Annotated in this window: 27 protein-coding genes; 3 read left to right on the forward strand and 24 right to left on the reverse strand. The window is 52.0% G+C overall.

Annotated elements, in window-relative coordinates:
• Positions 1 to 24 precede the first annotated feature (24 nt).
• The 9 genes from rlmC to nfsA all read right to left on the reverse strand — a co-directional run bounded on the left by rlmC (position 25) and on the right by nfsA (position 8,600).
• Positions 25 to 1,152: a 23S rRNA (uracil(747)-C(5))-methyltransferase RlmC gene (gene rlmC, locus AC0LWE_RS06365; protein ID WP_219346834.1), complete on the reverse strand. Its 1,128-nt coding sequence runs from the start codon at positions 1,150 to 1,152 to the stop codon at positions 25 to 27.
• Positions 1,153 to 1,315: 163 nt separating this feature from the next.
• A complete protein-coding gene (locus AC0LWE_RS06370; RefSeq protein ID WP_164841601.1) occupies positions 1,316 to 1,813 on the reverse strand; it encodes a YbjO family protein in 498 nt (165 codons plus the stop codon).
• Positions 1,814 to 1,855: 42 nt separating this feature from the next.
• Positions 1,856 to 2,701 carry a putrescine ABC transporter permease PotI gene (gene potI, locus AC0LWE_RS06375; RefSeq protein WP_131488479.1) on the reverse strand — a complete coding sequence of 282 codons (846 nt, stop codon included), beginning with the start codon at positions 2,699 to 2,701 and terminating at the stop codon, positions 1,856 to 1,858.
• Positions 2,698 to 3,651 (reverse strand): putrescine ABC transporter permease PotH, encoded by a 954-nt coding sequence (gene potH / locus AC0LWE_RS06380; protein WP_059178500.1) that lies wholly within the window; start codon positions 3,649 to 3,651, stop codon positions 2,698 to 2,700. Before potH ends, potI begins: the two co-directional genes overlap by 4 nt.
• A 9-nt stretch (positions 3,652 to 3,660) precedes the next feature.
• Complete coding sequence (gene potG / locus AC0LWE_RS06385) at positions 3,661 to 4,794, reverse strand: putrescine ABC transporter ATP-binding subunit PotG (protein ID WP_219346835.1); 1,134 nt, start codon at positions 4,792 to 4,794, stop codon at positions 3,661 to 3,663.
• A gap of 107 nt (positions 4,795 to 4,901) precedes the next feature.
• The gene (gene potF / locus AC0LWE_RS06390) at positions 4,902 to 6,014 is read right to left on the reverse strand and encodes a spermidine/putrescine ABC transporter substrate-binding protein PotF (RefSeq protein WP_012016768.1); all 1,113 of its coding nucleotides are present in this window, start codon (positions 6,012 to 6,014) and stop codon (positions 4,902 to 4,904) included.
• A 357-nt stretch (positions 6,015 to 6,371) separates the two neighbouring features.
• A complete protein-coding gene (locus AC0LWE_RS06395) occupies positions 6,372 to 6,851 on the reverse strand; it encodes a YbjN domain-containing protein (protein ID WP_059178502.1) in 480 nt (159 codons plus the stop codon).
• Between the two features lie 54 nt (positions 6,852 to 6,905).
• Positions 6,906 to 7,808 (reverse strand): 30S ribosomal protein S6--L-glutamate ligase, encoded by a 903-nt coding sequence (rimK, locus tag AC0LWE_RS06400; RefSeq protein WP_219346836.1) that lies wholly within the window; start codon positions 7,806 to 7,808, stop codon positions 6,906 to 6,908.
• A gap of 69 nt (positions 7,809 to 7,877) precedes the next feature.
• The gene (gene nfsA, locus AC0LWE_RS06405; RefSeq protein WP_059178504.1) at positions 7,878 to 8,600 is read right to left on the reverse strand and encodes an oxygen-insensitive NADPH nitroreductase; all 723 of its coding nucleotides are present in this window, start codon (positions 8,598 to 8,600) and stop codon (positions 7,878 to 7,880) included.
• A gap of 184 nt (positions 8,601 to 8,784) precedes the next feature.
• On the opposite strand from nfsA, the gene AC0LWE_RS06410 reads away from it, so the two are divergent.
• Positions 8,785 to 9,054, forward strand: coding sequence for a GrxA family glutaredoxin (locus AC0LWE_RS06410; RefSeq protein WP_012016764.1), 270 nt, complete (start codon positions 8,785 to 8,787; stop codon positions 9,052 to 9,054).
• Between the two features lie 30 nt (positions 9,055 to 9,084).
• On the opposite strand, the gene AC0LWE_RS06415 is transcribed toward AC0LWE_RS06410, so the two are convergent.
• Positions 9,085 to 9,453, reverse strand: a complete 369-nt coding sequence (locus tag AC0LWE_RS06415; protein WP_059178505.1) for an inner membrane protein YbjM — start codon at positions 9,451 to 9,453, stop codon at positions 9,085 to 9,087.
• Between the two features lie 276 nt (positions 9,454 to 9,729).
• Between AC0LWE_RS06415 and AC0LWE_RS06420 the strand changes: the two genes are divergently transcribed.
• Both AC0LWE_RS06420 and AC0LWE_RS06425 read left to right on the forward strand, forming a co-directional pair.
• Entirely contained in the window at positions 9,730 to 11,415 is a 1,686-nt protein-coding gene (locus tag AC0LWE_RS06420) for an aspartate:alanine antiporter (protein ID WP_219346837.1), read from the forward strand.
• Positions 11,416 to 11,681: 266 nt separating this feature from the next.
• Positions 11,682 to 12,074, forward strand: a complete 393-nt coding sequence (locus tag AC0LWE_RS06425; protein ID WP_234593775.1) for a hypothetical protein — start codon at positions 11,682 to 11,684, stop codon at positions 12,072 to 12,074.
• Between the two features lie 104 nt (positions 12,075 to 12,178).
• Here AC0LWE_RS06425 and AC0LWE_RS06430 read toward each other — a convergent pair whose 3' ends face one another.
• From AC0LWE_RS06430 to AC0LWE_RS06495, 14 genes are all read right to left on the reverse strand, one after another.
• Positions 12,179 to 12,490 (reverse strand): hypothetical protein, encoded by a 312-nt coding sequence (locus tag AC0LWE_RS06430; RefSeq protein WP_234593776.1) that lies wholly within the window; start codon positions 12,488 to 12,490, stop codon positions 12,179 to 12,181.
• Between the two features lie 56 nt (positions 12,491 to 12,546).
• Positions 12,547 to 13,155: a HEPN domain-containing protein gene (locus AC0LWE_RS06435; protein WP_234593777.1), complete on the reverse strand. Its 609-nt coding sequence runs from the start codon at positions 13,153 to 13,155 to the stop codon at positions 12,547 to 12,549.
• Positions 13,148 to 14,173: a ParA family protein gene (locus tag AC0LWE_RS06440; protein ID WP_234593778.1), complete on the reverse strand. Its 1,026-nt coding sequence runs from the start codon at positions 14,171 to 14,173 to the stop codon at positions 13,148 to 13,150. The genes AC0LWE_RS06435 and AC0LWE_RS06440 overlap by 8 nt, the downstream gene beginning before the upstream one ends.
• 702 nt (positions 14,174 to 14,875) lie before the next feature.
• Positions 14,876 to 16,552 carry a phage baseplate assembly protein V gene (locus AC0LWE_RS06445; RefSeq protein WP_234593779.1) on the reverse strand — a complete coding sequence of 559 codons (1,677 nt, stop codon included), beginning with the start codon at positions 16,550 to 16,552 and terminating at the stop codon, positions 14,876 to 14,878.
• A 2-nt stretch (positions 16,553 to 16,554) separates the two neighbouring features.
• Entirely contained in the window at positions 16,555 to 17,103 is a 549-nt protein-coding gene (locus AC0LWE_RS06450; protein ID WP_123428387.1) for a baseplate complex protein, read from the reverse strand.
• Positions 17,075 to 17,800: a hypothetical protein gene (locus AC0LWE_RS06455; RefSeq protein WP_234593780.1), complete on the reverse strand. Its 726-nt coding sequence runs from the start codon at positions 17,798 to 17,800 to the stop codon at positions 17,075 to 17,077. The genes AC0LWE_RS06450 and AC0LWE_RS06455 overlap by 29 nt, the downstream gene beginning before the upstream one ends.
• On the reverse strand, positions 17,790 to 18,305 hold the full coding sequence (locus AC0LWE_RS06460) for a tail fiber assembly protein (RefSeq protein ID WP_474265060.1): 516 nt from the start codon (positions 18,303 to 18,305) through the stop codon (positions 17,790 to 17,792). The genes AC0LWE_RS06455 and AC0LWE_RS06460 overlap by 11 nt, the downstream gene beginning before the upstream one ends.
• 2 nt (positions 18,306 to 18,307) lie before the next feature.
• Positions 18,308 to 20,527, reverse strand: coding sequence for a tail fiber protein (locus AC0LWE_RS06465; protein ID WP_234593781.1), 2,220 nt, complete (start codon positions 20,525 to 20,527; stop codon positions 18,308 to 18,310).
• A gap of 10 nt (positions 20,528 to 20,537) precedes the next feature.
• Entirely contained in the window at positions 20,538 to 21,125 is a 588-nt protein-coding gene (locus AC0LWE_RS06470) for a hypothetical protein (RefSeq protein ID WP_234593782.1), read from the reverse strand.
• On the reverse strand, positions 21,118 to 22,302 hold the full coding sequence (locus AC0LWE_RS06475; RefSeq protein WP_234593783.1) for a baseplate J/gp47 family protein: 1,185 nt from the start codon (positions 22,300 to 22,302) through the stop codon (positions 21,118 to 21,120). The genes AC0LWE_RS06470 and AC0LWE_RS06475 overlap by 8 nt, the downstream gene beginning before the upstream one ends.
• Positions 22,299 to 22,628, reverse strand: a complete 330-nt coding sequence (locus tag AC0LWE_RS06480; RefSeq protein WP_123428376.1) for a DUF2590 family protein — start codon at positions 22,626 to 22,628, stop codon at positions 22,299 to 22,301. Before AC0LWE_RS06480 ends, AC0LWE_RS06475 begins: the two co-directional genes overlap by 4 nt.
• On the reverse strand, positions 22,625 to 24,757 hold the full coding sequence (locus tag AC0LWE_RS06485) for a phage tail tape measure protein (RefSeq protein WP_474265063.1): 2,133 nt from the start codon (positions 24,755 to 24,757) through the stop codon (positions 22,625 to 22,627). The genes AC0LWE_RS06480 and AC0LWE_RS06485 overlap by 4 nt, the downstream gene beginning before the upstream one ends.
• Entirely contained in the window at positions 24,754 to 24,948 is a 195-nt protein-coding gene (locus AC0LWE_RS06490) for a DUF6890 family protein (protein WP_411909866.1), read from the reverse strand. Before AC0LWE_RS06490 ends, AC0LWE_RS06485 begins: the two co-directional genes overlap by 4 nt.
• Positions 24,945 to 25,205: a putative phage tail assembly chaperone gene (locus AC0LWE_RS06495; protein WP_234593785.1), complete on the reverse strand. Its 261-nt coding sequence runs from the start codon at positions 25,203 to 25,205 to the stop codon at positions 24,945 to 24,947. Before AC0LWE_RS06495 ends, AC0LWE_RS06490 begins: the two co-directional genes overlap by 4 nt.
• Positions 25,206 to 25,323: the final 118 nt, after the last annotated feature.

A 25,323-nucleotide genomic window follows, 5' to 3' on the forward strand; every position in this document is an offset into this window, starting at 1 on the left:
GCGGCAGAAGAGTTCACATTTTGTTTAAGATTTGACGAGCAGCGTCAACACTTCGTAGTGCGCGGTGTGCGGGAACATATCAAAAAGCTGAACGCGCTCTACACGGTAGCCGGGCAAGTGGTCAAAATCCTTTGCCATGCTCCGGGCGTTACAGCTGGAATAGATGATGAAGTCAGGTGCCATCTGGCTCAGGTAATCGCACAGCGTTTTACCGATGCCCCGACGCGGAGGATTCACCAGCACCAGTTCAGGCACGCTGCCCTGACCGGTGGCGAACTCTGCAGAATCCAGCGCCTGAAAATGAAGATCGGTTAAGCCTAATTGCGCAGCAGAGTGTTTGGCGCAGGCAATGGCTTCCGGCGAAATCTCAATACCCGTCAGCGTCATCTGCGGCGTGGCGCAGTGCAGACCAAAGCCGCCAACACCACAAAAAAGATCCCACATATGATGGATGTTTAGCGCCCGCACCCAGTCGCGCGCCGTGGCATAGAGCCGACTCGCCACCGTCGGGTTGGTCTGGAAGAAACTGTGCGGGCGGATCCACAGCGGGACGTCGTTAAAACTTTCCGCCAGCGCCTGCTGCTCAGTGAAGAAAATCTCTTTCTCCCCTTCCATAATCGCCATATGTACCGGCTGAATATTTGCCGTGATCACCTTCAACTGCGGTAACTGCTGCTGAAGCCACGGCAGCGCCGCGCGCAGTTGTTCAATTTTGGCTTCGGAACGCAGGACAATGCGCAGCATCATTCCGCCGTCGAGCTGGCTTTCAGTTAACAGCAGGTATTTGAGTTCACCGCGTTTACGCTCAACGTTATAGGGCGTCAAACCCGCACGGGCGATAAAGGGTTTCAGCGCCGCGAAGACCGGCTCAAACGAAGCGGGATACAGCGGACAGTCGGTCAAATCTTCCGGCGTGCCGTCGCGGTGCAACATCCCCAGCAGCGGTTTTTCAACACTCCCACTCACCACCATTTTGGCTTTATTGCGAAAGCCCTGCTCCGGCCCGCTGACGGGTGCGCACCACTCCGCCACCGGGTGCGATGCAAGCAGCTGCTGCAAATCGGTCATTTTCGCGGAGAGTTGTTGGGAAACCGGCTGCTCAATCCACTGACAGGAGCGGCAACGACCGGCATCAAAGAGTGCGCACTGCATAGGAAAACCTTAAGAATAACGGGGCTGCGATTATATACACAAAATCATTCAAGTTGTATCAAGGCGGCAAGTCTAAGAATCCCCCGGCCTTATTCAAGGAAGTGACTGGGGTGAGCAGACGCAGCCAACGCAGAGACAGCTTAAAGAATGACGTGTATACACATTACTGCAGACGGAAAAACCGTCGGCTGGACGCAGGAACAAAGAGGAGGAACAGCACCAGCAAATCCGGAAGTTTTTGCAGCATAAGCGAGCGGAAAATTTCTCGTTTCGACTCACCGGCAATACTGAACAGCTCGGGATACCCATAGCCGATCGACGCGGCCCACAGATAACCGGTGGCAATCACCTGGGTCAGCAGAAACACCCACCGCGCCCAGTTACGTCCTTTCGCCAGGGAAAAAGCGCAGTAGATCTCAACGAAAACCAGCGCCAGGCTGCCCATGAAAACGAGTGTCAAATTCCACGTTTGCACGCTGCGATGGATAAATTCCCCCACGCCACGCAGACCCAGCATATTAAACAGCATCACTAAATCCAGACAGCGGATCATAATAATGGCGAGCGCCGCTACCTGCACAAGAGCAGGTACGTTCAGGCGAGCATGTGCTTGTCGCGATTTCGTTAAGAATCCCAATGTTTTTACTTCCCTGAAAAACAGTGCCGCGACACGCGCGGCACTTCATTGAGAATTTTAAATGCTTCAGCCGCGTCTTGCACGCTGGATATCGCGCACGCGCTGTTTTTCCGCGCGCGCCATCAGATACCAGGCAATAAAGCCCACGACGCCCACAACCCCTAAAATGATTGACGCCAGGGCGTTGATCTCAGGGTTAACGCCCATGCGTACGCTGGAGAAAACCAGCATCGGCAGCGTCGTGGCACCCGGGCCTGAAACGAAGCTGGCAATCACCAGGTCGTCGAGCGACAGCGTAAACGCCAGCAGCCAACCCGAGATCACCGCAGGCATAATCATCGGCAGCGTAATGATGAAGAAGACTTTAACCGGCGTAGCACCGAGATCCATCGCCGCCTCTTCAATCGAATGATCCAGCTCGCGCAGACGCGACGAAATCACCACCGCCACATAGGCGGTACAGAAGGTGACGTGCGCCAGCCAGATGGTCAACATGCCCCGATCCGCCGGCCAGCCAATCGCATGCGCCAGCGCGACAAACAGCAGCAGCAACGACAAACCCGTGATGACGTCCGGCATGACCAGCGGAGCGGTTATCATAAACGCAAAGCCCGTCGAGCCACGGAAGCGACCAAATCGCACCATCACCAGCGCGGCAATGGTGCCAAGAACAGAGGCCATGGTGGCTGCGCAGGCTGCAATCGTCAGACTCAACCCCACCGCGCTCATCATGGCGGTATCATGGAAAAGTTCGCCGTACCAGCGCGTCGACCAGCCCGCCCAAACGGTCACCAGTTTGGAGCTGTTGAACGAGTAGATCACCAGCATCAACATCGGGGCGTAAAGGAACGTGAAGCTCAGCACCAGAATCAGAATGCGCCACGGAGAGCGTACGACCGGTAAATTATTCATCCGTGATCTCCCATCTGTTTTTGCTGATGCTTGTGGAACCACATGATCGGCACGATCAGCAGCAGCAGCATGACAATCGCGACCGCAGAGGCCACCGGCCAGTCGCGGTTGTTGAAGAACTCCTGCCACAGCACGCGCCCAATCATGATGCTGTCCGGGCCGCCGAGCAGTTCCGGGATAACAAACTCACCGACTGCAGGGATAAACACCAGCATCGACCCCGCGATAATGCCGCCTTTGGTGAGGGGGACAATCACATTGAAAAACGTTTTCAGCGGACGGGCACCGAGATCCAGTGAGGCCTCCACCAGCGAATAATCAATGCGCGTCAGCGCCGTATAAATGGGCAGTACCATAAACGGCAGATAGGCGTACACAATGCCGATATACACTGCCAGATTGGTGTGCAAAATCGTCAGCGGCTGATCGATAACGCCGAGCCACAGCAAGAAGTTATTCAGTACACCGTTGTTTTTCAGAATCCCCATCCACGCGTACACGCGGATCAGAAACGAGGTCCATGACGGCAGAATCACCAGCAACAGCAGAATATTGCGCGTCGACGGTTTGCTGTGCGCCACCGCCCACGCAAGCGGATAGCCGATCGCCAGACAGCAGATCGTCGAGACCGCGGCTATTTGCAACGACTGCAAATATGCTTCGAAATAGAGCGGATCGTCGGTGAGCTGTAAATAATTACCCAAATTCAGCGCGATCGTCAGCGTTCCGTCCGCCCACTCCATCAGATTGGAATAAGGCGGGATCGCCCGCGCCATTTCGGCGAGACTGATCTTGAAGACAATCAAGAATGGCAGCAGGAACAGCAGGATCAGCCACACGTACGGCATGGCGATCACCAGCTTGCGGCCATGCGCCATCTGCATATGCGTCAGCCATTTCGCGAATCCGCTGGTTTTAGGCTCGCGGACAGGGGGTTCAAGTGTACTCATTGCCGCTCCTTATACCGTCAGCACGACGCAACTGTCCGCGTCCCAGCACAGACGCACTTCATCGCCCCACGTTGGCAGCCCTTTTCGGTAGCGGTGCTCGTTCTGCAACTGGGCGCTGATCATCTGGCCGCTTTTGAGTCGAACGTGATAAATCGAGAGATCGCCCAGGTATGCAATATGCACCACTTCTCCGACGGCAAGGTTATAGCCATCGGCAGGCGACGCCTCGCAGAGCATGATTTTTTCCGGACGCAGTGCAACGTAAACCGGCACGTTATCCACGACCGAGGCGTCAGGATCTACTTTCAGCGGATGCACCAGCCCTGGCGCTTCAATCACCAGACCATCTTCCTGACGTTCTTTCAGCAACCCTTCAAACACATTGACCGAACCTATAAATTCCGCGCTGTAGCGCGTGGTCGGGTGCTCGTAAATCTCTTCGGGTTCGCCGATTTGCACGAACTTACCGCGGTTCATGATCGCGATGCGTCCGGCCATGGTCATGGCCTCTTCCTGATCGTGCGTCACCATCACACAGGTCGCACCCACGCGCTCAAGAATATCCACCACTTCGAGTTGCATACGGTCGCGCAGCTTTTTGTCCAGCGCCCCCATGGGCTCGTCAAGCAGCAGCAGTTTTGGCCGTTTTGCCAGGCTACGCGCCAGCGCCACGCGCTGACGCTGGCCGCCAGAAAGCTGATGCGGCTTGCGCTTTGCGAATTCCTGCATATGCACCAGGCTGAGCATTTCGGCCACGCGTGCAGTGATTTCCGCTTTTGGCAGCTTGTCCTGCTTCAGGCCAAACGCGATGTTCTGCTCCACCGTCATATGGGGGAACAGCGCGTAGGACTGAAACATCATATTGATCGGGCGTTCGTAAGGCGGCACGCGGGAGAGATCGACGCCATCCAGCATAATTTGCCCGGCTGTCGGCTGTTCAAAACCGGCCAACATCCGCAACAGCGTGGATTTGCCACAGCCGGACGCGCCAAGCAGCGCAAAGATCTCGCCTTTGTAGATGGTGAGGCTGACATCGTCCACGGCATGCTGACCATCAAAGGACTTCGTCAAATTACGGATTTCAAGAAGCGGGGTCAGCGCTTTACGGGTTTTCGCCTGCGGGCGGGGGTTCGCTTCATTCACGGGGTGCTCTCCGGCATCAATCTAAACTGGTGCAGGCGCACCCTTTCGGTGCGCCTGTTGCCGGGATGTTCTGAACATTCCCGGCCTGGAAAAAGTCGGTGAATGAATTATTTACCGCTTTTCACCTTCGTCCACGCACGGGTACGCACGCGGTCGATTTTCGGGTCTTGTACTTTCAGCGTGAACAGCTTGGCGAACACATCTGCCGGCGGGAAGATTGCTGGATTGTCACGGACTTCAGCGCTGATCAGCGGCACCGACGCTTTGTTACCGTTGGCGTAGAAGACGTGATCGCTGATATGGGCAATGACTTCCGGACGCAGCAGGTAGTTCAGGAACTGATAGGCTTCATCTTTGTTTTTCGCATCCGCAGGCATTGCGAAGACGTCAAAGAACGCCAGCGCGCCCTCTTTCGGGATCGTATAGGTCACGTTCACGCCATTCTTCGCTTCTTTCGCGCGGTTGGCCGCTTGCCACACATCACCCGCCCAGCCGATGGCAACACAGATATCGCCGTTAGCGAGATCGTTAATGTACTGAGATGAATGGAAGTAACGAATGTTTGGACGCAGCTTGAGCAGCAGGTCGGTGGCCGGCCCGGTGTAGTCATCTGCTTTGGTGCTGTTCGGATCTTTGCCGAGGTAATTCAGCACGGTGGCAAAAATCTCTTCAGGCGCATCGAGGAATGAGACGCCGCAGCTTTTCAGCTTGGCCAGGTTTTCCGGTTTCAGCACCATATCCCAGCTGTCCAGCGGTACGTCGGTTCCCAGCGCCTTTTTCACTTTATCGACGTTGTAGCCAATCCCGGTCGTCGCCCACAAATACGGTAAGGCGTATTTGTTATCCGGATCGTGCTTCGCGACCATCTTCAGCACTTCAGGATCGAGGTTTTTCCAGTTCGGCATCTTGCTCTTATCCAGCGGCTGGAAAACGCCGGCCGCCAGCTGGCGCTCAAGGAAACTGGCCGAGGGAACCACCAGGTCAAAGCCGGTGCTGCCCGCCATCAATTTGCCTTCCAGCACTTCGTTGGAGTCAAAGACGTCGTAAACCACTTTAATCCCGGTCTCTTTTTCGAAATTCGCCACCGTATCCGGCGCGATATAATCAGACCAGTTATAAATGTGCAGCGTTTTTTGTTCCGCAGCGAGCGTACCGGCAGAGACAGCCATCAGAGCGCCCGCAACCAGACCCGATAACCATTTTTTATTAAAGGCGACCATATCGTTATTCCTTATGAAAGCTCGTTAACTGTTGTTAACAAACGAACTAAAAGCATGCATTTGGGGATATGCAAGAATCATGCATATTTTGTCGCTCTGCCTGACGCAAAAGAAAAAACCTTCTGGCAGTTTTCGCTCGCTTTTTTAAGCTCCGCAAGAATAACTGTAGCCTGTGCCCCAGGCTATAGCCCAGATTAAAAAGCGGTTTTTATCAATTTTTTACGCAGAAAGGGTCTATGTGATAAGCCGAACAGGCCCGCAGACAGGTGAAATATTCTTTAAAGGGAGGTTAATAGCAGCAGATTAGAGGGTGTTATGCAGCCGCTGCGGTAGCGACTGCGAGAGTGTCAGCGCGTTTTAGTGCAGAAACGCGTCGCGTGAATCGTTATTCTCGACCTCTTCATCTTCAGCCATAAAGAGCAGGTGGTGCGCGCTGGCCTCTAACATCACCATCGAGATTTGCTCTTCGCTCTGGCGCATAAACCAGGCAAACTGCTGAAATGACAACCCCGCACCGGCGCATAAAGACTGGCAAACCACCAATTTTGGCAGATTATCATCCTGAATATCGAGAAATGCTTTCACGGTCAAAGAACCGGCATTGATTGCCGATAAATCAGAGGCCAGGGCCAGCAGTGCCGACGGTTTTACTTCGGCCAGCGCCGAGAAAAGAATTACGTCGTTAATCAGGTCGATTTTGGCGTCAAAAATGCCGTCGAAATTTTGCATGTGCGGCAGGTGCAACGCCTGACAGGAATCACACTCAAAGTAAGTGATGCCAGCATCGTCGAGCCAGTGACGTAACGTATCCAGAGTTGGAACGACCTGTAAATCCATAGAGTGCAGCCTCGTAATAAAAAACTTTGCTTAGAGTACGCAAAAAGCGTGTTCCTAACCACCCGTTTTCAGGCAATAGCCCGGCGTGGCGTGGCGCTCAATCCATGAGATCATTTTACCCGCAATATCGACGCCCGTGGTTTTCTCTATCCCTTCAAGGCCTGGCGAGGCATTAACCTCCATCACCATCGGCCCCCGGTTAGCGCGCAAAATATCCACGCCCGCAATATCCAGTCCAAGGGTTTGCGCCGCTGTAATGGCGATTTCACGTTCGCGCTCGGTGATGTTCGCGATACGCGCCACGCCGCCACGGTGCAAATTAGAGCGGAAATCCCCGTCTTTCGCCTGGCGTTCAATCGCCGCCACCACCTCATTGCCGACGACCAGACAGCGAATATCGCGCCCTTTCGCCTCTTCGATATATTCCTGCACCAGAATATGCGCATTCAGGCCGCGAAACGCGTCAATCACGCTCTCGGCTGCCTGACGCGTTTCGGCCAGCACCACTCCAATGCCCTGGGTGCCCTCCACCAGCTTCACCACCAGCGGTGCGCCGCCCACCATTGCAATTAAATCGCTGGTGTCGTCGGGCGAATGGGCAATGCCGGTCATCGGTAAATCGATGCCCTGTCGGGCGAGTAACTGCAGGGAACGCAATTTATCGCGCGCGCGGGTAATGGCAACAGATTCATTCAGGGGATAACTGCCGAGCATCTCGAACTGACGCAACGCGGCGGTGCCATAGAAGGTCATTTGCGAACCGATGCGCGGGATCACCGCATCGAAGTGCGGTAACTGGCGACCTTTATAATGGATTGAAGACGCTGCCGGGCTGATGTTCATATAGCACGACAGCGGATCGAGGATCTCAACCGAATGGCCACGCTTATTCGCCGCATCAAGCAGGCGCTTACAAGAATAGAGCGTTCCATCCCGGGACAAAATGGCAATTTTCACCCTGCACCTCTCTAAAAACTCAATAAGAGCCTGCGTATCATATACGCAGCAGGGCGCAGGATAAATGTGCTATCGCACGGCCCAGCCCTGTTTATGTAAATAGTCGAGAATAAACGGACGGTTTTCTTTAATAATGGTGCGACGAATATGGTCACTCCAGGTGTCGCGACGATTATTGCTGTCGCGCGTCAGATAATAGTTGGCCAGGTCTTCGTCGTACTGCGCCAGCACGTCAGCATCCACGGGCTGATAGTGATTTTCATGCATCAGCATCGCAGCAGGAATACGCGGTTTCACGTCCGGGTTATCAGCGGGCCAGCCAAGGCACAGGCCAAACAGCGGTAAAACGTGTTTTGGCAGTTGCAGCAGTTCCGTCACACTTTCAATGTTATTGCGAATGCCACCGATATACACGCCACCCAAACCCAGCGATTCCGCGGCTGTTAACGCATTTTGCGCCATCATTGCGGTATCCACCACGCCCAGCAGCAGCTGTTCCGCCAGCCCCAGTTGCGCATCGGGACAAATTTGCAGATGACGATTAAAATCGGCGCAGAATACCCAAAACTCAGCCGCTTGCCCGACATGCTTCTGCCCGCCGGTCAGCGTCACCAGTTGCTCACGCATCGAGGGATCGGTAATGCGGATAATCGACGTGCACTGTAAAAAGCTGGAGCTGGAGGTTCCCTGCGCGCTTGCGATAATCGCTTCCCGCTGGGCATCCGTAATCGGTTGGTCGGTGTAATGGCGGATAGAACGGTGGGAACGGATCACATCAATCGTCGGGGTCATAGGTCTCTCTTTTCTCTCTCTTTACGCGGTTTCCAGCCAGTATAGGCAAAGATGGCGAACGTGTAATTGGCGAAATATAGCCTAAAGATATCAAAGCGACAGGTGAAACCTGCTTTTCATGAGGGCAGGTTATCGTGCACTATAAGCGTCATTCGCCGTCGGGCTTACGTTTTAGGAGAGAGATATGTTTGCAGTGATTTTTGGACGTCCAGGTTGCCCTTACTGCGTGCGCGCTAAAGAACTGGCAGAAAAACTGACCGCTGAGCGTGATGACTTTAACTTCCGCTACGTTGATATCCACGCGGAAGGCATCAGCAAATCTGACCTCGAAAAAACCGTGGGTAAACCGGTTGAAACCGTGCCGCAGATTTTCCTCGATCAGACGCACATTGGTGGTTTCACTGATTTCGAAGCCTATGCGAAAGAGAATCTGGGTCTTTTTGCTGCCCAGTAATGTGTGAAGCGCCCTCTCTGGAGGGCGTTTTTATTTGTGACGCAGACGTCGGATCAGACTGCGCGCAAAGAGAAAGCACAGCGCGCCCAGCGCACACCAGAATATTCCGCTCATCAGCCACGCCAGTTCCTGCCACAGCGAACGCGACGGTACAAACACCCAGCGCATCACCACCAGGCATAGCGGTGCCGCCAGAACCGCACCAATCAACGACTTAAATACCGCTTCACCGCGCGTCAGAAAACTGGCCACTATCCCTGGGAGAATGAAAAACAGTAACCCCAGCTCAGGATGACCTGATGACCGAAACGCGCCCTTCACATTCGCTAATACCAGGCAAACCACGGTAAACAACAAGAAACAGCAGGCGACCCCCGCCCAGTTCCGTTTTATGTTCAAAAATCCTCCTGACTTCATCTCTATCGAATACACATTCGTCCAGCGGACGCCCAGTCAGATAAAGCAACGTGGCACTCCTTGCCAAAGCCCATAGGTGATATGCGATCTTTACTGGCTCTGAATATCCAATGCGATTAGACTATCGGCCAGTTATTGTTCTTCGGATATATTCTTAGTGTGTGAAAAGTGTATTTTTCTGCTCGCGCATGGAACAAAACAGTAGCCTAAATAACCCTTTCTTTCAACAGCTTAACGGTAAACAAGAAGTTAGCCTTCGTGAATATAAACGTCGCAGATTTGTTAAACGGGAATTACATCCTGTTATTATTTGTTGTACTGGCATTAGGCCTGTGCCTGGGCAAATTACGCCTGGGTTCAGTTCAACTCGGTAATTCCATTGGCGTTTTAGTCGTCTCATTATTATTAGGCCAACAACATTTCAGCATTAACACCGACGCGCTAAACCTTGGATTTATGCTGTTTATTTTTTGCGTAGGCGTAGAAGCGGGCCCGAACTTTTTTTCAATTTTCTTTCGCGACGGCAAAAATTATCTGGTGCTGGCGCTGGTGATGGTCGGTAGCGCACTGATTATCGCATTAGGGTTGGGCAAACTGTTTGGCTGGGATATCGGGTTAACTGCAGGCATGCTGGCAGGATCGATGACCTCGACGCCCGTTCTCGTCGGCGCTGGCGACACGTTGCGCCACTCGGGGATGGAAGGGAGCCAACTTTCCGTTGCGCTCGATCATCTGAGTTTGGGTTATGCCCTCACCTATCTGATCGGTCTGGTCAGTCTGATTGTCGCCGCACGCTATTTGCCAAAATTACAGCACCAGGATTTGCAAACCAGCGCCCAGCAAATCGCCCGTGAACGCGGCCTGGACACTGACACTAAACGCAAAGTCTACTTACCGGTGATCCGCGCCTATCGCGTGGGGCCGGAGCTGGTGGCCTGGGCTGACGGTAAAAATTTGCGTGAGCTGGGGATCTATCGCCAGACCGGCTGTTACATCGAACGCATTCGCCGCAACGGCATTCTGGCGAACCCGGATGGCGACGCGGTGTTGCAGATGGGCGACGATATCGCGCTGGTAGGTTATCCCGATGCGCATGCCCGTCTCGATCCCAGCTTCCGTAACGGCAAAGAGGTGTTTGACCGCGATCTGCTCGACATGCGCATCGTTACCGAAGAGATTGTGGTCAAAAACCACAACGCCGTGGGTCGCCGCCTGGCGCAACTTAAGCTGACCGATCACGGTTGTTTCTTAAACCGCGTGATCCGCAGCCAGATTGAAATGCCGATCGACGACAATGTCGTTCTCAACAAGGGCGACGTGCTCCAGGTGAGCGGCGACGCACGCCGCGTCAAAACCGTTGCCGACCGTATCGGCTTTATCTCCATCCACAGCCAGGTGACCGATCTGCTGGCTTTCTGCGCCTTCTTTATTGTCGGCCTGATGATTGGGATGATCACGTTCCAGTTCAGCAACTTCAGCTTTGGCGTTGGCAACGCCGCCGGGCTCTTATTCGCCGGAATTATGCTGGGCTTCCTGCGCGCTAACCACCCAACCTTCGGCTATATCCCGCAGGGCGCGCTGAATATGGTGAAAGAGTTTGGCCTGATGGTCTTTATGGCGGGCGTCGGTTTGAGCGCGGGCAGCGGTATTGGACACAGTCTGGGTGCCGTCGGCTGGCAGATGCTGGTCGCCGGTTTGATTGTTAGCCTGCTGCCGGTGGTGATCTGTTTCCTGTTCGGCGCTTACGTTCTGCGCATGAACCGCGCCATGTTATTTGGCGCGATGATGGGTGCCCGCACCTGTGCGCCCGCGATGGAAATCATCAGCGATACTGCACGCAGTAACATCCCGGCCCTGGGCTACGCGGGCACATACGCCATTGCTAACGTGCTGTTGACGCTGGCGGGTACGCTGATCATCATCATCTGGCCGGGACTCGGATAACTCTCAAGTTTGCGCATCGAGAAAATTATTTTAGATATGCGCAGAACTTTTCCAAAAGGAGGCAGTCATAATTAGTGCCACTGCTTTTCTTTGATGTCCCCCAATTTGTGGAGCCCATCAACCCCGCCGTTTTGGTTCAAGGTTGATGGGTTTTTTGTTGCCTGCTATATTATCATCTTTAAACCAATAACTTACAGACAATCGGTATGGCCATTGGCGACAAAGTGGCGACAGCTTTATGCGTTTTTTGGTAAGGAAAAATTCTTGTGTCATCTCAAAATCTATCTAGGTACTCTTCATTGGTTTTCTACATTCAGGAAGAGACAAAACAATTTTTCATTGATGAGTGCTCAAAAGTTGGTCTCGAAGCAAAAAAAGTTCAGTGCTTTTCGGCAAACCCAAGCATTAAAGATTTTCTGAGTATAATTTTTGAACGCGGGCAAAAGTTTGCCCCTCAAGTGTTGAAGGTTTTGAATATGTTACAAAGAAAAAGCAGCATAAGGATTGAGGTTGCCGCAGATAGAAAAATTATCAACTTAAGCGGTGTCTCGACTGAAGATGCTCTTAAGTTAATTCAAGCTGCCGATGCAATAAAAATAACAGATACCGAGTCTGATTTAATTTCTGACGTGAGTCACCCTCCTGTACACAATAACTAAAACAAGGGGTTACGAAAAACAATAACCCCTTGTTTTTGACACTGTCCACTTAACGTCCACTAAGACAAGGAGTAGATACAGTGTCCTTATGTTCATATTTTGGATTATAGCCCCTGCATCATTCGTTCGTTGAGGAGCTTAGTCACTGCATCATTTTGCATTTCTAGCCAACTATCATATGTTGTGTTTTGTACAATGAAGCGTTCCCATTCATCATCGGGTATGGCTTTGAAATCTTCAGGTGACTCCACTTTGAAACCAGATTTTTCAAATAATTCTTCAATTGAAGTAAACGAAGAACACTCCCTCAAAAAATTTGAGTTAAATAACTCAGGAAAAGTTAACTGCGTAGTGTTTCCTACCTCTTCCAGATTTTCTTTTAACTTTCTGATTTTACTATTTAAATCTTTATGCATGTAGTCATTCCTCTGAAAAGTGCGTTTAATACACGATTAAGGCTTAATTACTATAGTTAGCTAACTAATTTTTCGATAGCGTCACCGCAAGCCTCGATAAAATCCGAGTTTAAACTAACCGTTGGTGAGTCAATATCAAGCTTTACATGGGTCACAGGATCTAAATCAGCTTCATGAACAATCGAATTACGCCTTGTGGCAATCAATTTCAGGTTTCTCTTTACAACCTCGTCACTAATTCCCATTTCAGTGGCAATTTTCACCCACTTATGGCTTTCATCCCAAATATACGATAAACCATCAGCAATCTTAGAAGGATCTTGATATGAAATAGTCTTCAATTTAGAAAACATTGCCTCTTTAAAAAAATACTCAGGAGGAGGTATTGTTGCTGCTTGCATTCGAAGGTATGTATTTAAGGGAAGAACCTCGTTGAGATATTTGGAAGTCGGATTTTTTCTTCCCAAATAAATTTCCAATACCCCATCTAATATCAGGTCATGAATTAGCTTATCAAATGCGCTAACACAATTCACTAGTTGCGCACGTAGGATGTCATCGTGAGACATGGGCAACTGGATTCTATTGCAAAGATAGTTATGTAATGCAGAAAGTTGCTTTGCCTCATTTATATTCCTTTTAAAAACCATATGCGCTCTAGACATAGTCCAACGTCCTTACAACTTTTTCAGCGAGCTCCTCAAATTGCAGGCGGAATCTGTCTCTATTAGAGGACATTTGATCAAATACAGGACCTGTTTCTCCAATTTCTTCATCCCTCAACTCAAATACAGGAACTTCTGCTGCATAGGACTTTGGCAAAAGTCCTTGGAAGTCCGGAATTTCTGCAAGACAGAATCCCTCATCAACAACGTCTTGAGGATATTCATTTAAACTCATACCAATACCTGTCAAGGATGGCATTAAATCCTCAACAACTTTGCGCTTTATCTCAGCAATGTTGTCCCTGTAAGGTCTTGCTGCTCGACCGTTCCTAACATTGAATCGCTGAATGAGCATCCCAACAAATTTTGTCTGAGATTCTCTTAAGGGGTATGCACTATCCTCAAAAAAGGAAAAATTAGTCTTTTTCCAGTCCATCCAACGAGGCAACACCTGTTTAAGAATATCTATAGCCATAATAGAGAATGGATCAGGGTTAGTCGGAATGATGAATGAATCAGAACAAAGAAATAAATTTTGATTTATTGAACTCAAACCTGGATTTAAATCAATCAACGTATATTCAATATCATATTTTTCTTCTGTAAGCTTAATTAATTCGGAAAAGGCGCCAGGCAAGTTTTGCAATGTGGCTAATGCGTTACCTGATGTCTGGGCAAATGTCAGTGAGGCTTCGTATTCTGATAAATTAGCATGACCTGCAAGAAGAAAAAGATTAGGAGCACGTGCTGGGGTTATACAGTCCACGGGTGCTATAGCTTGCGGTTTACCTTTGAAAGCAACTTCCACCCCATCTTTTAAATTATGTCTTTTTGTATTCTCTTCTGAATAATATTGTTCAAATCTATCGCCAAGTATTAAACTAGAAAGATTGCACTGGGGATCTCCATCGACTACTAACACTCGATGATTCCTCGATAACATCCATCCTAAATTATATACTGATGTGGTTTTACTAACCCCACCTTTGTGATTAAAAAAAACTATTCTCTTCGACATAATTATATTCCGTAATTTGTGGAAAACCTATTGCACATGATTGTTTTGATTCTACATTATGTAGTGTCGAGATAGAAGTTAACTACTCGAATCATCAATCTCCCACCATCTCTATACACTGTATACATTTGTAACGTTCAATGTTGCTTTTTCATTTAGATCCTAATAAGCAATCCGCCCTAAAGTGCCGCCATCCCTAGGTTTTCCATTACTACTAAAAAAAATCACTCAAAAGGAACGCCCCTTCCAGCATCACTAAAAATCATTATTACCATTAACTTTCAATATGTTAAATACATTATGGTATACGTTTAAGGACAATCAAGCTGAAAAACACTGAAATTTTTTTCAATCATTTCAGTTATGGTTTTCCGCAAAGCCTCCTGCACTGACGCGCCTGGCGTTCTGGTTTGTAGAAAAATAAAACTGAAAAACTTCAACGATCCAAAAACCGCAGGCGGGTGCGGTGTAGTGCGATTTTGGTCTGCGGATGATTTATTTTGTCATGCTGTGGCGCTCTCAGCGCCCCGCTGTGGGTACGATCTATTTTGACTGTTGCGGATGTTGTCAGAAGGAGAGGACATCGCAGAGCGCGGCGGGTTGCGCGTGATGCTATCCCCGCAAAGGGATAAAGATGAAATATCCCCGGCAGGGGATAAAGGGCATAAAAAACCCGCTTTCGCGGGCTGGGATTGGGTGAGGTTATTTCCCTATGACAGGGGAGTATTTTGAATTGAGGGTGTCAGCTTTTGTTCCCGTGTTCCGAATGGCGGCCGCATTAGTCGGCGCCCCCGTATTACTGTGGCTGTGGCTCGCTGTCTGTTCCGCCAGCTCTTTCACCACATCCAGCGTGTCCAGCATCAGCTGGGCAACGTTGATACTGCCGGAACCGATCCAGACCACTGGGGCAATAATCTGCTGCTGAACTGCCGCCACGCTTTTACGAATCTGGCCAATCTTCTCGATCAGGTCTTTGCCTGTCGTCACGGTCTGCGTTCCGGCAATATCAGTATCATCGTTCCCATCCACGCTGGCGACCCGGTTATTCACCGCCTGGCTGTAATCGCCTGTGCATACCTGCTGAATGGCTCCGGCCATCAGTGTGGACGTACCCAGCACCGTGACTTTATCCGTGGCTTTAATCGTGGTTTCCCGGCTGACCAGCTCGCGCTGTTCCGTGTCCGCTTTAACCACACGCGCCATTGACGTTTCGCTGATCGTCTGGTCAGTCTGTCTCACCCAGTCACCCGCCTGGGTAACACGCTGCGAGACTTCCGCACGCTGCTGCTGTAACTGCTCACCAGGCTGAATATCCGGGAGGCTGGTTCCGTCCGGGACGGTCTGGCGCACAAAGGGCTTATCAGGCCGTCCGCCCGTAAATCCGATCTCAACCAGCGTGCCTTCAGGCGGAAACTGGAACATCCCGGAATCATTACCCGCCATCGGAACCGGTAGCGGAACGGCAGAATAAACAGGCGTGTCTTTATCCGGATTGCCGTCAGCGTCAAGCAGCTGCACATCAACGGCATAACGCGGACGGAACGGATCGGAGAAATTCCCGCTTTTGACTGCCTCAACCGGATTCATAACACGGGCAAATTTGGGCAAATGCAGACCGGAAGCCAGCTCCGGATAATGGCTCTCAATCTGGCGCTGTACGGGTGTTTTTTGCAATGCCTGACCTGTGGCGCGGTTGCGCGGTGTCCACGTCACGCCCATCGTGTCATTTTCCAGGTGGACTTTCGTCACCCTTTCACCGTTCAGCTGAACACCAGGACGCAGACTCTGCACCACGGGCAGTGTCATGGAATTGCCCCCGGCCACTCCCTGGCTAAATTCATGAGGGATCTCAACCGGGCGATCAGCAAACAGCGCCTTTTCTGCACCGCCGATATACACACCACCATCCGATAGCTGATACCAGATGAAATCCGTGATGCCGAAAGCTTTGCCCAGATTGTCCAGCAACTGATAACCCGTCCCGCTGTGCGTCAAGTGCGGAATCGGGCGATCTGAATATTCGGCATCCGGCACGCTGAAGGTCAGCCCGCTGTGCTCCGTCAGCCAGCTGGCCACACTGCGCAGCGTGGGGTGCTGAAAGGAGCATGGCCAGAGGCGTTCGAATACGCCAACCAGCTCACGAACAAACAACCGCTGAAAACCATTTTCCGCAGGCTGCGAGCGCTCCACATACCCGGTAAACCATCGAAGCACCAGATCGGTATAACCCACATCGAGGCGAACCACTTTCCCGGTGTAGTCCTGCGTCGTCCCTGCCGTGATAAACCCCCGGCCGCAGCTGTTCAGCTCCAGCACCAGGCTGGCATCAGCCAGATGGATTTCATCCGTTGAAAGATACAGGCGTTTAATAGGCTTCATCTTTACCCCAGTACTTCATTGACGGGCTTCAGCACCTTACGCTCAAACCACGTCATTTTTTCTTCATCTTCGCCAGCTGCTTGGCTCCCGTTCTGGCCAGTGCCGCTTCCCGCCGTTTGTTTTACTGCCGTGGTTTTGCCGCTCGCCCTGGCCTCACGTTTTTCCTGCACGCTGATATGTTCCGAAAGCGTAAACGTCACCAGCCAGGACATGCGGCCATCCTGTGGCGGCGCGTCCAGCGTTCCGGTAAACGTCGCCTCACGAAAATTCACAGCGCGTGCGGCCTCATGGGCTACACGGTATTTCTGACGCTGGCCGCTGGCATCCGTCGCGCTGCCCAGCTCGAAGATGCGGCGCAGGATCTCAGGATTTTTAAAGGGAACCTCCCCGGACACGCGCAGCTCCTTCCCCTTAATGCCCTGCTCTGATTTCGTCGTGGCGCTGGTCTGGCCGGACTGGTCTTTATCCTGGAATTGCTGGGAAACCGTGACGCGCATGTTTTTCAGCAGAACGGCTTCCCCGTTAAGCGCCAGTGTCGGATTCGATGTCATGGATCATTCCTTTTATGCCGTCGAGATTGTCGCCAACCAGCATCATGGCAGCGGTATAAATTGCTGACTGAAGCGGAATCCCCTTTACCAGCTCCAGAAGCGCAGACGGCAGATCGCCGCTGGCTGTGAACACCCACGCCCTGGCGCTTTTTCCCTGTAAATCAGACAGCCCGCTGGCAATGTCTGAAATCATGCTTTCACGCTGCTGCTGAAAATCCCCCATCAGCTTTTTGACCGTGGGTATATCAGCCGTTGCAGCTGCTTCCTGCCGGGCTTTTTGTACCGCTGCGGCGGTCAGCGCTGTGCGGCTGGTCGGTACGGAAAGCGGGATCGCAGAGGGCAAACTCTGGCTGTATTTCGCCGGGATTTGCATTTTCTCCGCAGCCAGCTGCGCGGCGGATTGCGCCAGCCTCCCTACCTGGGTAAACGCCGGACTGGGGAACACGTCCACCAGTTGATTCAGGTTGGCCATGAAATTGTCATGCGTCTGGCCAGAAACCATCATGATCACGATATCCGCCGCCCCGCCCGTCCCGGCCAGCTTTTCAGCCAGGTAGTTGATAGCATTCACCGGACTGAGATAAGCCCCGTTTTCTGTCTGCTGCCCCAGCCCGTATACCCACGGGTGAGCAGGGATCACGGAACAATTCAACGCTCCCACTGAATCACTGAAGGCAATACGGGCTTCACGCCACATCAGAAGGAACCTCTGGCCAGTTGATATCCGGGGCGGCACTGGTATCAAGCCTGTTTAACATCACCCGGTATTTCTTCCACGCCGTCAGCAGCGCAATTTCTTCCTCTGAAGCCAGCTCCAGTTCAACAGCATCCTGAAGTGGGCCGATGGACTGAGCTGCCAGCTGCAACAGGCTTTGTTTATTCGCTTCAGCACGCGCGATGTGATCCACAAGCGCAGGGATGATTTTTTTGCCATCAAACATCCATCCACCATCAATATTGAAACCTTCCGGCACAGATTTTGTTGTGACTTCCGCCACGGCCATATTCACTGGCCATAGTGCGGACGCATCGTAATCCGCCGTTCTGATAATGCCGTCATCGGTGAAAGCAATTTTGAGTTTTACCGCCGAGAACTTTTCCTGGCTTGCATACCAGTCGTTCCCGTCTTCATCTTTCAGATAAAGAATATTTTCAGCCTCTTTTACTTCAGGCTCATAAAATGAAAGTTGTTTTAATTGCATACTCATCCCGAAATCGTGCGCCATGCGCCGTTAATATTGATTTGGAGCGGCTTGTACTGAATCGTGTCATCCACTGGCGCATCCCCTTCAACATACCAGCCCGTAAACGCGCACCCGCCCGGAACGTAATTCCAGCCATTACGCTTCAGTACAATCGTTCCGGGACTGCCCTGACGAACGTCAATCACCGTTGCCGTTTTACGCTGATAAAGGGCGTCAAAATTGCCATAATCAGACGGCACGACCTGGCCAGTCGCATTCAGCCCATGCCCTACGGACACCCGACCTGTAGAAAGGTTAACTGTAAGCGGACGCAGACTGCCGTATCCGCCCCATGCATCACCGCTCTTAGTGAGCATGAGATAAAGATTAGCGCCATCATTTCGCCAGAAGGTGCCGTAATTCCCGTATGCAATCCGGAAGCTGTTAGCATTTGAACTTTGAATTTCAGTACTGGCTTTCAGTGGACCATTATTGACAACAACGGACTTGCCAGCGTCAGGGTTAAGCGAAATAGACCCTTCCCACCCTAAAATAATGCCGCTGTTGCCTTTGTAGTTATAAAGCGATACATGGTAGCTATCGCTCCCCCGGCCAAAGTAAAACAGGTTATCGCCGTTGTAATCCTTGCCTAACAGATAGCTGGACTGGCCCGCAGCAAGCGGCCAGAGCGCTACCGTTGCGCCATTGCCTTTCACGGCAATGCCTTTCTGAAATGTTCCGCCCTGTGATGCCGAAACAGCATCAACATCCTCCGCAGTAGGCTTGTTAAATTCGCTGTACAGCTTTACCCAGGCAATGCCCTCGCCAGATTTCTGACGCCCGATATAGGCGTGGTGGTTCGCCCCATCAATGCCGAAATAGTTAGTTGCTGGCGTACCGTCATACGGGAGCGTAATCCCTGATTTAGCCTCTGACGTATCGCGCCAGAACGAGGCGATGGTTTCTTTCGAAACGTTGGTATCTCTGGCTCCCCCACCCAGCCCCAGCCAGCCGACGACTGGCACACGCCCGGCAGTAGTGTCCGACATTGACGTAACAACATTGGCTTTTGACGCTGTGCCCAGGCTGTCTCTTACTTTCACCAGTTCATCATTCACGGCTTTGACAGCTTTAGGCGTGGCGGCTTGCGTTTCAGATGTGCTGGCCAGCGAACTGCTTAACTGCACAATCCCCTTCTGTCCGGTAGTGGCATCCTGAGCAGTGTATTTTGCCGTGGCCAGATCAAAGACAGCCTTCACCGCTTTGGGTGTTGCGGCCATCCCTTCAGATTCGCTGTCTGTGGCACTGCTTAACTGGGTGAAACCCTTAACCGACGTGGTGGCATCAGGATGATTGCGTGATTGCTCATGCTTTTTTAGCGCGTCGCTGGCGGTCTGATCGTTAAGCGTGCCTTTCGGACGCAGATCGGTAATGTTGCCCTCTGCATCGATGCTGGCCACCGCAAAAACGTAATGCTGTACGCCGTTCTGGACATAATCCGCCAGGTTCGCCGCCTGGGTGATTTTGCTGGTAACACTCCAGGCGCTGGTCAGTGTTCCCGTCCAGGTTACATCCAGCCACACTTTTACGGGCTTAGCTGCCACGGTAATGTTCTGGTTAGCGGCCAGCTGCGCACGCAGACCACGGACATATCCCGCCCCGGCAGTGACAAAGAACTGGGAACCCTTTTTCGCAACCAGCCAGCCATCGCCCAGAAAAGCAGCCGCCCCGTAAAGGTCGATATTCTCCTGGCGCTGACGCTCGTCAATTCCGGTCATGCGGGCAGTAAAATCAATCTGCCAGGTTTCAGCTGGCGTGCTGATTCCGGTTTCCACCTGAGCGCCGTCATACTCCATCAGGAACGAACGGGTAAGCACGTTCCCCTGCTGGCCATCCTTCGTTTTCAGCTTTTGCTGAACCGGGGCATGAACAATCATGGCCAGCGTGTTGCTTGCCTTGTTAATCAGCCCTACCCAGTTAAACGAAAAATCACCCACTTCCGCACCCAGTACAACGGAATGCACCACGGCATTATCGTTTACCACGCCTTTACGGCTCACCGCCTGGCGGTGAACGATTTGCGCAGCGGGCGGCAGTGTTTCGTTGCGGTCAATCGGCTTATTGATATCCAGCCCCGGCACGCTGGCAAAAACAAACTCATCCAGCAGGACGGCTTCGCCCGTAACTGCCTGGCTGGCTTTCCACTGCTCAAAGGCCAGTGTGATCGCTGTCTGTGACATATCTTGCTCCCTATAAACTCGCGCTAAACGTTGCGCTGCTGGCTTCCGTCGCATTCAGGCGAGCCGGATAAACTACATATTCCCCCTGATCCCATCCTGCCCGGATGGCCAGGCTTTCAGACGTGATCACTTCAAACTGATAGCGGCGGCAGGTTCTGCCGTACTGGCGGATTATCTGAATCATCAGTTGCGTGTTATCTGCCACCTGGCTGTCTGTCACGCGCACCAGGATCACATCCCAGTCAATCTCCGGCTGCCGTTCAACCAGCTCCACATACCCGATACCCAGCCGTGCAAAAATATTGATAAACCCCTCAACCGAACCCGCGTCACGGGCATTGATAAAGGCGTAAGCCACGCGCTTGCGATACAGCGATAACGGTTCACCACTAAATCGGGTGATGTCCCGGTCATAGGCGATGAGGTTCAGTACCGGCTCAATACAGGTCAGCGGATCAAACTGCCGCAGCGGCCACGTAATCCAGGCGTATACCTCCGCCCAGAATGTCCGCGCGGTTTTCAGCAGCGCCAGCGGTTCGCCTTTATTCATCCATGACGGCAGTGCAAGGCTGGCCAGTTTTTTCAGAAAATCAGTCATCTTTCAGGCTCACCGTTAAACTGTTCAGGCGCGGTACACTCAGATCGCTGGTAATGTCTTTCAGCGAAAATTCCACAGAATCCGAATCCGGGAAGGTTTTGTGAACCTCACGCGCCAGCTGCGAAAAAGAAAAGCGGGAATAGGGCCACGTTTTTTTCACCTCAAAATCCGTGTTTTCCCTGAAGGCACAGCGGATCAGGTTTTCAATGCCTTTTTTCAGCGCGTCCTGCTGTTCCTGTTCAACGTTGCTAAGATTCCGCACATAAACCGAAACACTCAGATCGTGACGGGTTTCCGGCATGGCAAAACACTGCATATCGTCGCCGTGGCCGTGATGGCCCTGCGTGTTGATATAGTCATTCACCGCTTCAATAAACGGCTCTGACGTCACCCCGCTATCCAGCAACAGATAGGCGTTCGCAGTGCCTGGGCCACGGGGTGCATCATGCAAAAAGAAAATGCGATCAATACTCAGCCCGGCCACGCTGGCAATCATCGAGCGGTAAACCGCGTCGGTGTGATAATTCCCCACCAGGTTGAACTGATTCCGGCAGCGTTCGCGCAGCTCATCATCGCTTTCTTCATCCGCCCCCGGCACGGTCAGCCAGTCCTCTTCACTCGCCACATGGCTGATGCCGTCCACGGCCACGGGTAAAATGCGAAAGTAGCCGGGCGCAAGGTTGTATGCGCCACCCGTTCCGGTAGCTTTTGCCGCCAGTAATGCGCTGGCGGTTCCGGACGGGATCACCACATCGGCCACGGTGGCAAAGGCGTAAACTTTGCCGTTAATCCTTTCGGTCTGGATAACCGTTCCCGCTGACACGGTGACGGCCTGATTTCCGTCTTCTTTGTAAAAGCGGATCACCCCTTCCGCAGCGCTGGCGGGTTTCGCCGTGACGTTCACCGCCCACGCCAGCAGACGCAGCAGCTGCCCCCCTGCCGTGGCCACAAACATATTGGTCATGACCACAGAAACCAGCGCATCCTTCAGCCACATTACCGGCGCTGTGACAATGGCGGTGATCAGCCGCCAGAACGGAGACATGCGCGATGTATTAGTGATCAGCCCTTCCTGCGCGGCGATGGCGTTAAACCGGGTGCGCACGGCCTCTTCAGTAACAGGCATCCCGCTGGCCTTCACTACCTCTTCAAAATCCACCTGCGGCTTTTCTGTCATAAGTCCACCTGCGCTGAAACTCTGCCAAAGTCAGACGTGCTGGCCGTTACCCATAAGCGCTTCTGGCTTTCCGCGCTGACTTCCACTGTGCCAGGCACAATCCGTTCATCGCTTTCTATCATCAGCTCCAGCTGCGTGAAAATATCGGCGCGTAAAGTCGGGCTGCGTTCGCCAATTAATTGCGTGGCCAGACCGCTTTCAAGAATGCTGTGAATAATGTCCTGCCCGATGCTTTTGCGGTTATTACATAATTCAGGCTCTTTTCCGGTATTCAGAACAAAATTACCGTTTTCAATCAGCAGATCGATGTAAAGCAAATCACTCATGGGTTTAGCTCCTGCCATTCCTGCAACTGTCCCGGTGAAAGTGTTTCTTTCGGATAGATGTTCACCGTGTCAATTTTGCGGCTGTTATCCGTCACAGATTTAGAATTACTGTTTATCGTTTTACTGATACCGCCCCGCTCAACACCTTTAAGCTCACCACCTGTTAAAAGAATATTGGGCGCAAGTGCTGGCGGAGGTTCAGGTACTAACGCCTTTTGCGTTAGTGTATTAATTTCTGGTACTGCATATGCTGGCTGCTCAACCTGTTTCACGTTATAAGGCATGGGAGGCATATTTACAGGCGTGGCATTTTTATTAGCCACCATCTGCGGCAGCATTCCTTTTTTATTATCGGGAACGGACTCCGCAGCCAATGCAATATTCACACCTGGGATATTATTTAGTTTTTCAACAATCCAGTTCCATGATTTTAAAAAGCTCCCTTTAATGGTCTGCCAGACATTATCAAACATCAACACAATACCGCTGGCCATCCCGCTTAACACTTCAGACGGAGAGAACCCGGACAGGAGCGCAATAAATCCATTCCAGCCGTCACTGATAAACTGCCAGGCGCTGGCAAAGATACCCGCCAGCCATTGCACCACTGATGCCACCACGGCAAAGGCTTCCGTATTCATAACAGCAGATTTAACCGCGTCCCAGTGTTGAATCAGGAGGTAACAGCCAGCCGCCAGCGCAGCTATTGCCCCAATTACCAGCAGGATCGGCCAGCTCATGAGATTGATTCCAATACCGGCCATAATCGCCGCCATGCGCACCGCCAGCAGAATGCCGCGCAATGCCCCCAGCGTGGCATTCCAGACCACTACAGCCTTCTGTGCCAGCCAGATAGTGGCGGTATAAATACGGGTAACGGAAGCGAGGACAACCCAGATCCCGCGCAGACCTCCCATGACAAAGGCAGAAACACCCATCAGGATATTCACGATAGCACCCACAGCGGCGAATCCCAGCAGCGCCATCGTGGCGTACCCCACCACCCGCGCAATGTTAGGAAACAGCTGCATCCAGCGTGCAAAGGTCTGCCCCATATCGGCCAGGCGATTCAGCAGCGGATAAAGCACCGGGATCAGCGTCAGGCCGATAACGGTTTTGATGGCCGTCAGGATTGCGATAAAGCGATCCCAGGGTTTCACCATTTTCGCCGCCATTTCCTGCGTGCGCTTCAGACCATCAGCCCCGCCCAGTTCCGTGATATTTCGCTGGAGTAAGGCCACATTGCCATAAAGCTGTTTAACCACTGCCGAACTGTCACCAAAGGCAGCATCCAGTTCCGCCTGTGCTTTCAGGTTCCCTGCCAGACTCTTGCCATACTTGCCCTGTAGCTTTATCAGCATTTCGGGCATGGACAGCATTTTTCCGGTTGCGTCCGTAAAGGACAGTCCGAGTTTTTTTCCGCCTTCAATCGCGCCCGTTATAAAGCCTTCATAGGCGCTGCTCGCTTCCGTCCCCAGCGTACGGCTCAGTTGCCCCAGAACGGCCAGCTGTTCATCCAGCCCGACACCGTAGTTTGTCCCTACGCCGCGCGCGCCTTCCATCAGGTCTTTGATTGTAGCCATTTCCGCGCCGAACGTTTTACGCATGAACACCATTTTGCCCGCCAGCTGCTCCGCAAACTGGACTTTGCCCAGGCGCTCCGCATCAGCGGAAAAGTTGCCGAACATCTGCCCCATAAATTCCGACGTATCAGCGGCTGTGGACTTCAGGGCAAACGCCAGCACGTTGGCGACTTTGGTCACTTTCGGCAGTTCACTGCCCGTCTGCCCGGCAATGGAGGCGTTGATTTCTTCCGTGGATTTAACGAACTCCACGGCGCTGGCTCCGTAAGTTGTGCTGAAGGTCAGCGCGTCCCGCTGTACGGTTTTGAGCGCGGTATTGTCGATACCTTTTGCGGCCGCATCATTCAGCGCGTCATACATTTCGATGGCCGGAGACAGCGCACCTTTGATGGCCATCCCCGTTCCTGCCAGCGCCAGCGCACCGCCGCCAATCTGCATAAACGCTGCTTTTGATTTTTCCGCAAAGCCGGTCACGTTGCCCTGCACCTGTTTTAACGGGCGGGACAATTTATCGATCAGGCTTAATGTAAAATCTAACTGTTTCATTCAGAGCCTTTAAAAGCAGTGCTTATTCCGTTTGCCGTGGCAATACGCATATTTTCCCAGTGGCGATTATCCAGCCAGACAGCGGCGGCGATATCGTCAATAGAATCTTCCCCGTGGGGTAAATAATGGCGGCGTAAAATTAAATACTGATCGAGTCCGTTTTGCTCAATTGCCCGGACTCGCTTTGTCAGTTTTTTACTTCAATTTCCAGTTCTGGCGCGTAAATCTCATTAACCTTGCCAGCTAACTGCAACGCCGCACCCGGACGTTTTAATAGTTCCGCCAGCGCGTCTTTACTTTCTGGCTCCACAATACGGGTGAGATAGTTGTGCGCCGGGGCGACTTTGTTATCCATCGCCATTTCATTAATGAATTTGTTATAGGCGGTCTGGTTAGGCGCGAAAATAATTTCTTTACCGCATACAACGAATTTAATTTGCTGTTCCATTTAATACACTCTCTCGCTTATTCATTTCGTCAATCAGCGTGTTATGACGCGCTGCGCATACAGAATATAAATCCTGATATTCAATTGCCGGGGCAGCAATATCCGCCCCAGTATTCCC

It is taken from the genome of Lelliottia sp. RD5 (assembly GCF_056032945.1).

What these genes read in the sequence shown, in the direction of transcription:
- rlmC (WP_219346834.1), bottom strand. Translation starts at nt 1,152, where the DNA reads ATGCAGTGCGCACTCTTTGATGCCGGTCGTTGCCGCTCCTGTCAGTGG.
- potI (WP_131488479.1), bottom strand. Translation starts at nt 2,701, where the DNA reads ATGAATAATTTACCGGTCGTACGCTCTCCGTGGCGCATTCTGATTCTG.
- potH (WP_059178500.1), bottom strand. Translation starts at nt 3,651, where the DNA reads ATGAGTACACTTGAACCCCCTGTCCGCGAGCCTAAAACCAGCGGATTC.
- potF (WP_012016768.1), bottom strand. Translation starts at nt 6,014, where the DNA reads ATGGTCGCCTTTAATAAAAAATGGTTATCGGGTCTGGTTGCGGGCGCT.
- AC0LWE_RS06395 (WP_059178502.1), bottom strand. Translation starts at nt 6,851, where the DNA reads ATGGATTTACAGGTCGTTCCAACTCTGGATACGTTACGTCACTGGCTC.
- nfsA (WP_059178504.1), bottom strand. Translation starts at nt 8,600, where the DNA reads ATGACCCCGACGATTGATGTGATCCGTTCCCACCGTTCTATCCGCCAT.
- AC0LWE_RS06410 (WP_012016764.1), top strand. Translation starts at nt 8,785, where the DNA reads ATGTTTGCAGTGATTTTTGGACGTCCAGGTTGCCCTTACTGCGTGCGC.
- AC0LWE_RS06430 (WP_234593776.1), bottom strand. Translation starts at nt 12,490, where the DNA reads ATGCATAAAGATTTAAATAGTAAAATCAGAAAGTTAAAAGAAAATCTG.
- AC0LWE_RS06435 (WP_234593777.1), bottom strand. Translation starts at nt 13,155, where the DNA reads ATGTCTAGAGCGCATATGGTTTTTAAAAGGAATATAAATGAGGCAAAG.
- AC0LWE_RS06440 (WP_234593778.1), bottom strand. Translation starts at nt 14,173, where the DNA reads ATGTCGAAGAGAATAGTTTTTTTTAATCACAAAGGTGGGGTTAGTAAA.
- AC0LWE_RS06445 (WP_234593779.1), bottom strand. Translation starts at nt 16,552, where the DNA reads ATGAAGCCTATTAAACGCCTGTATCTTTCAACGGATGAAATCCATCTG.
- AC0LWE_RS06450 (WP_123428387.1), bottom strand. Translation starts at nt 17,103, where the DNA reads ATGACATCGAATCCGACACTGGCGCTTAACGGGGAAGCCGTTCTGCTG.
- AC0LWE_RS06455 (WP_234593780.1), bottom strand. Translation starts at nt 17,800, where the DNA reads ATGTGGCGTGAAGCCCGTATTGCCTTCAGTGATTCAGTGGGAGCGTTG.
- AC0LWE_RS06460 (WP_474265060.1), bottom strand. Translation starts at nt 18,305, where the DNA reads ATGCAATTAAAACAACTTTCATTTTATGAGCCTGAAGTAAAAGAGGCT.
- AC0LWE_RS06465 (WP_234593781.1), bottom strand. Translation starts at nt 20,527, where the DNA reads ATGTCACAGACAGCGATCACACTGGCCTTTGAGCAGTGGAAAGCCAGC.
- AC0LWE_RS06470 (WP_234593782.1), bottom strand. Translation starts at nt 21,125, where the DNA reads ATGACTGATTTTCTGAAAAAACTGGCCAGCCTTGCACTGCCGTCATGG.
- AC0LWE_RS06475 (WP_234593783.1), bottom strand. Translation starts at nt 22,302, where the DNA reads ATGACAGAAAAGCCGCAGGTGGATTTTGAAGAGGTAGTGAAGGCCAGC.
- AC0LWE_RS06480 (WP_123428376.1), bottom strand. Translation starts at nt 22,628, where the DNA reads ATGAGTGATTTGCTTTACATCGATCTGCTGATTGAAAACGGTAATTTT.
- AC0LWE_RS06485 (WP_474265063.1), bottom strand. Translation starts at nt 24,757, where the DNA reads ATGAAACAGTTAGATTTTACATTAAGCCTGATCGATAAATTGTCCCGC.
- AC0LWE_RS06495 (WP_234593785.1), bottom strand. Translation starts at nt 25,205, where the DNA reads ATGGAACAGCAAATTAAATTCGTTGTATGCGGTAAAGAAATTATTTTC.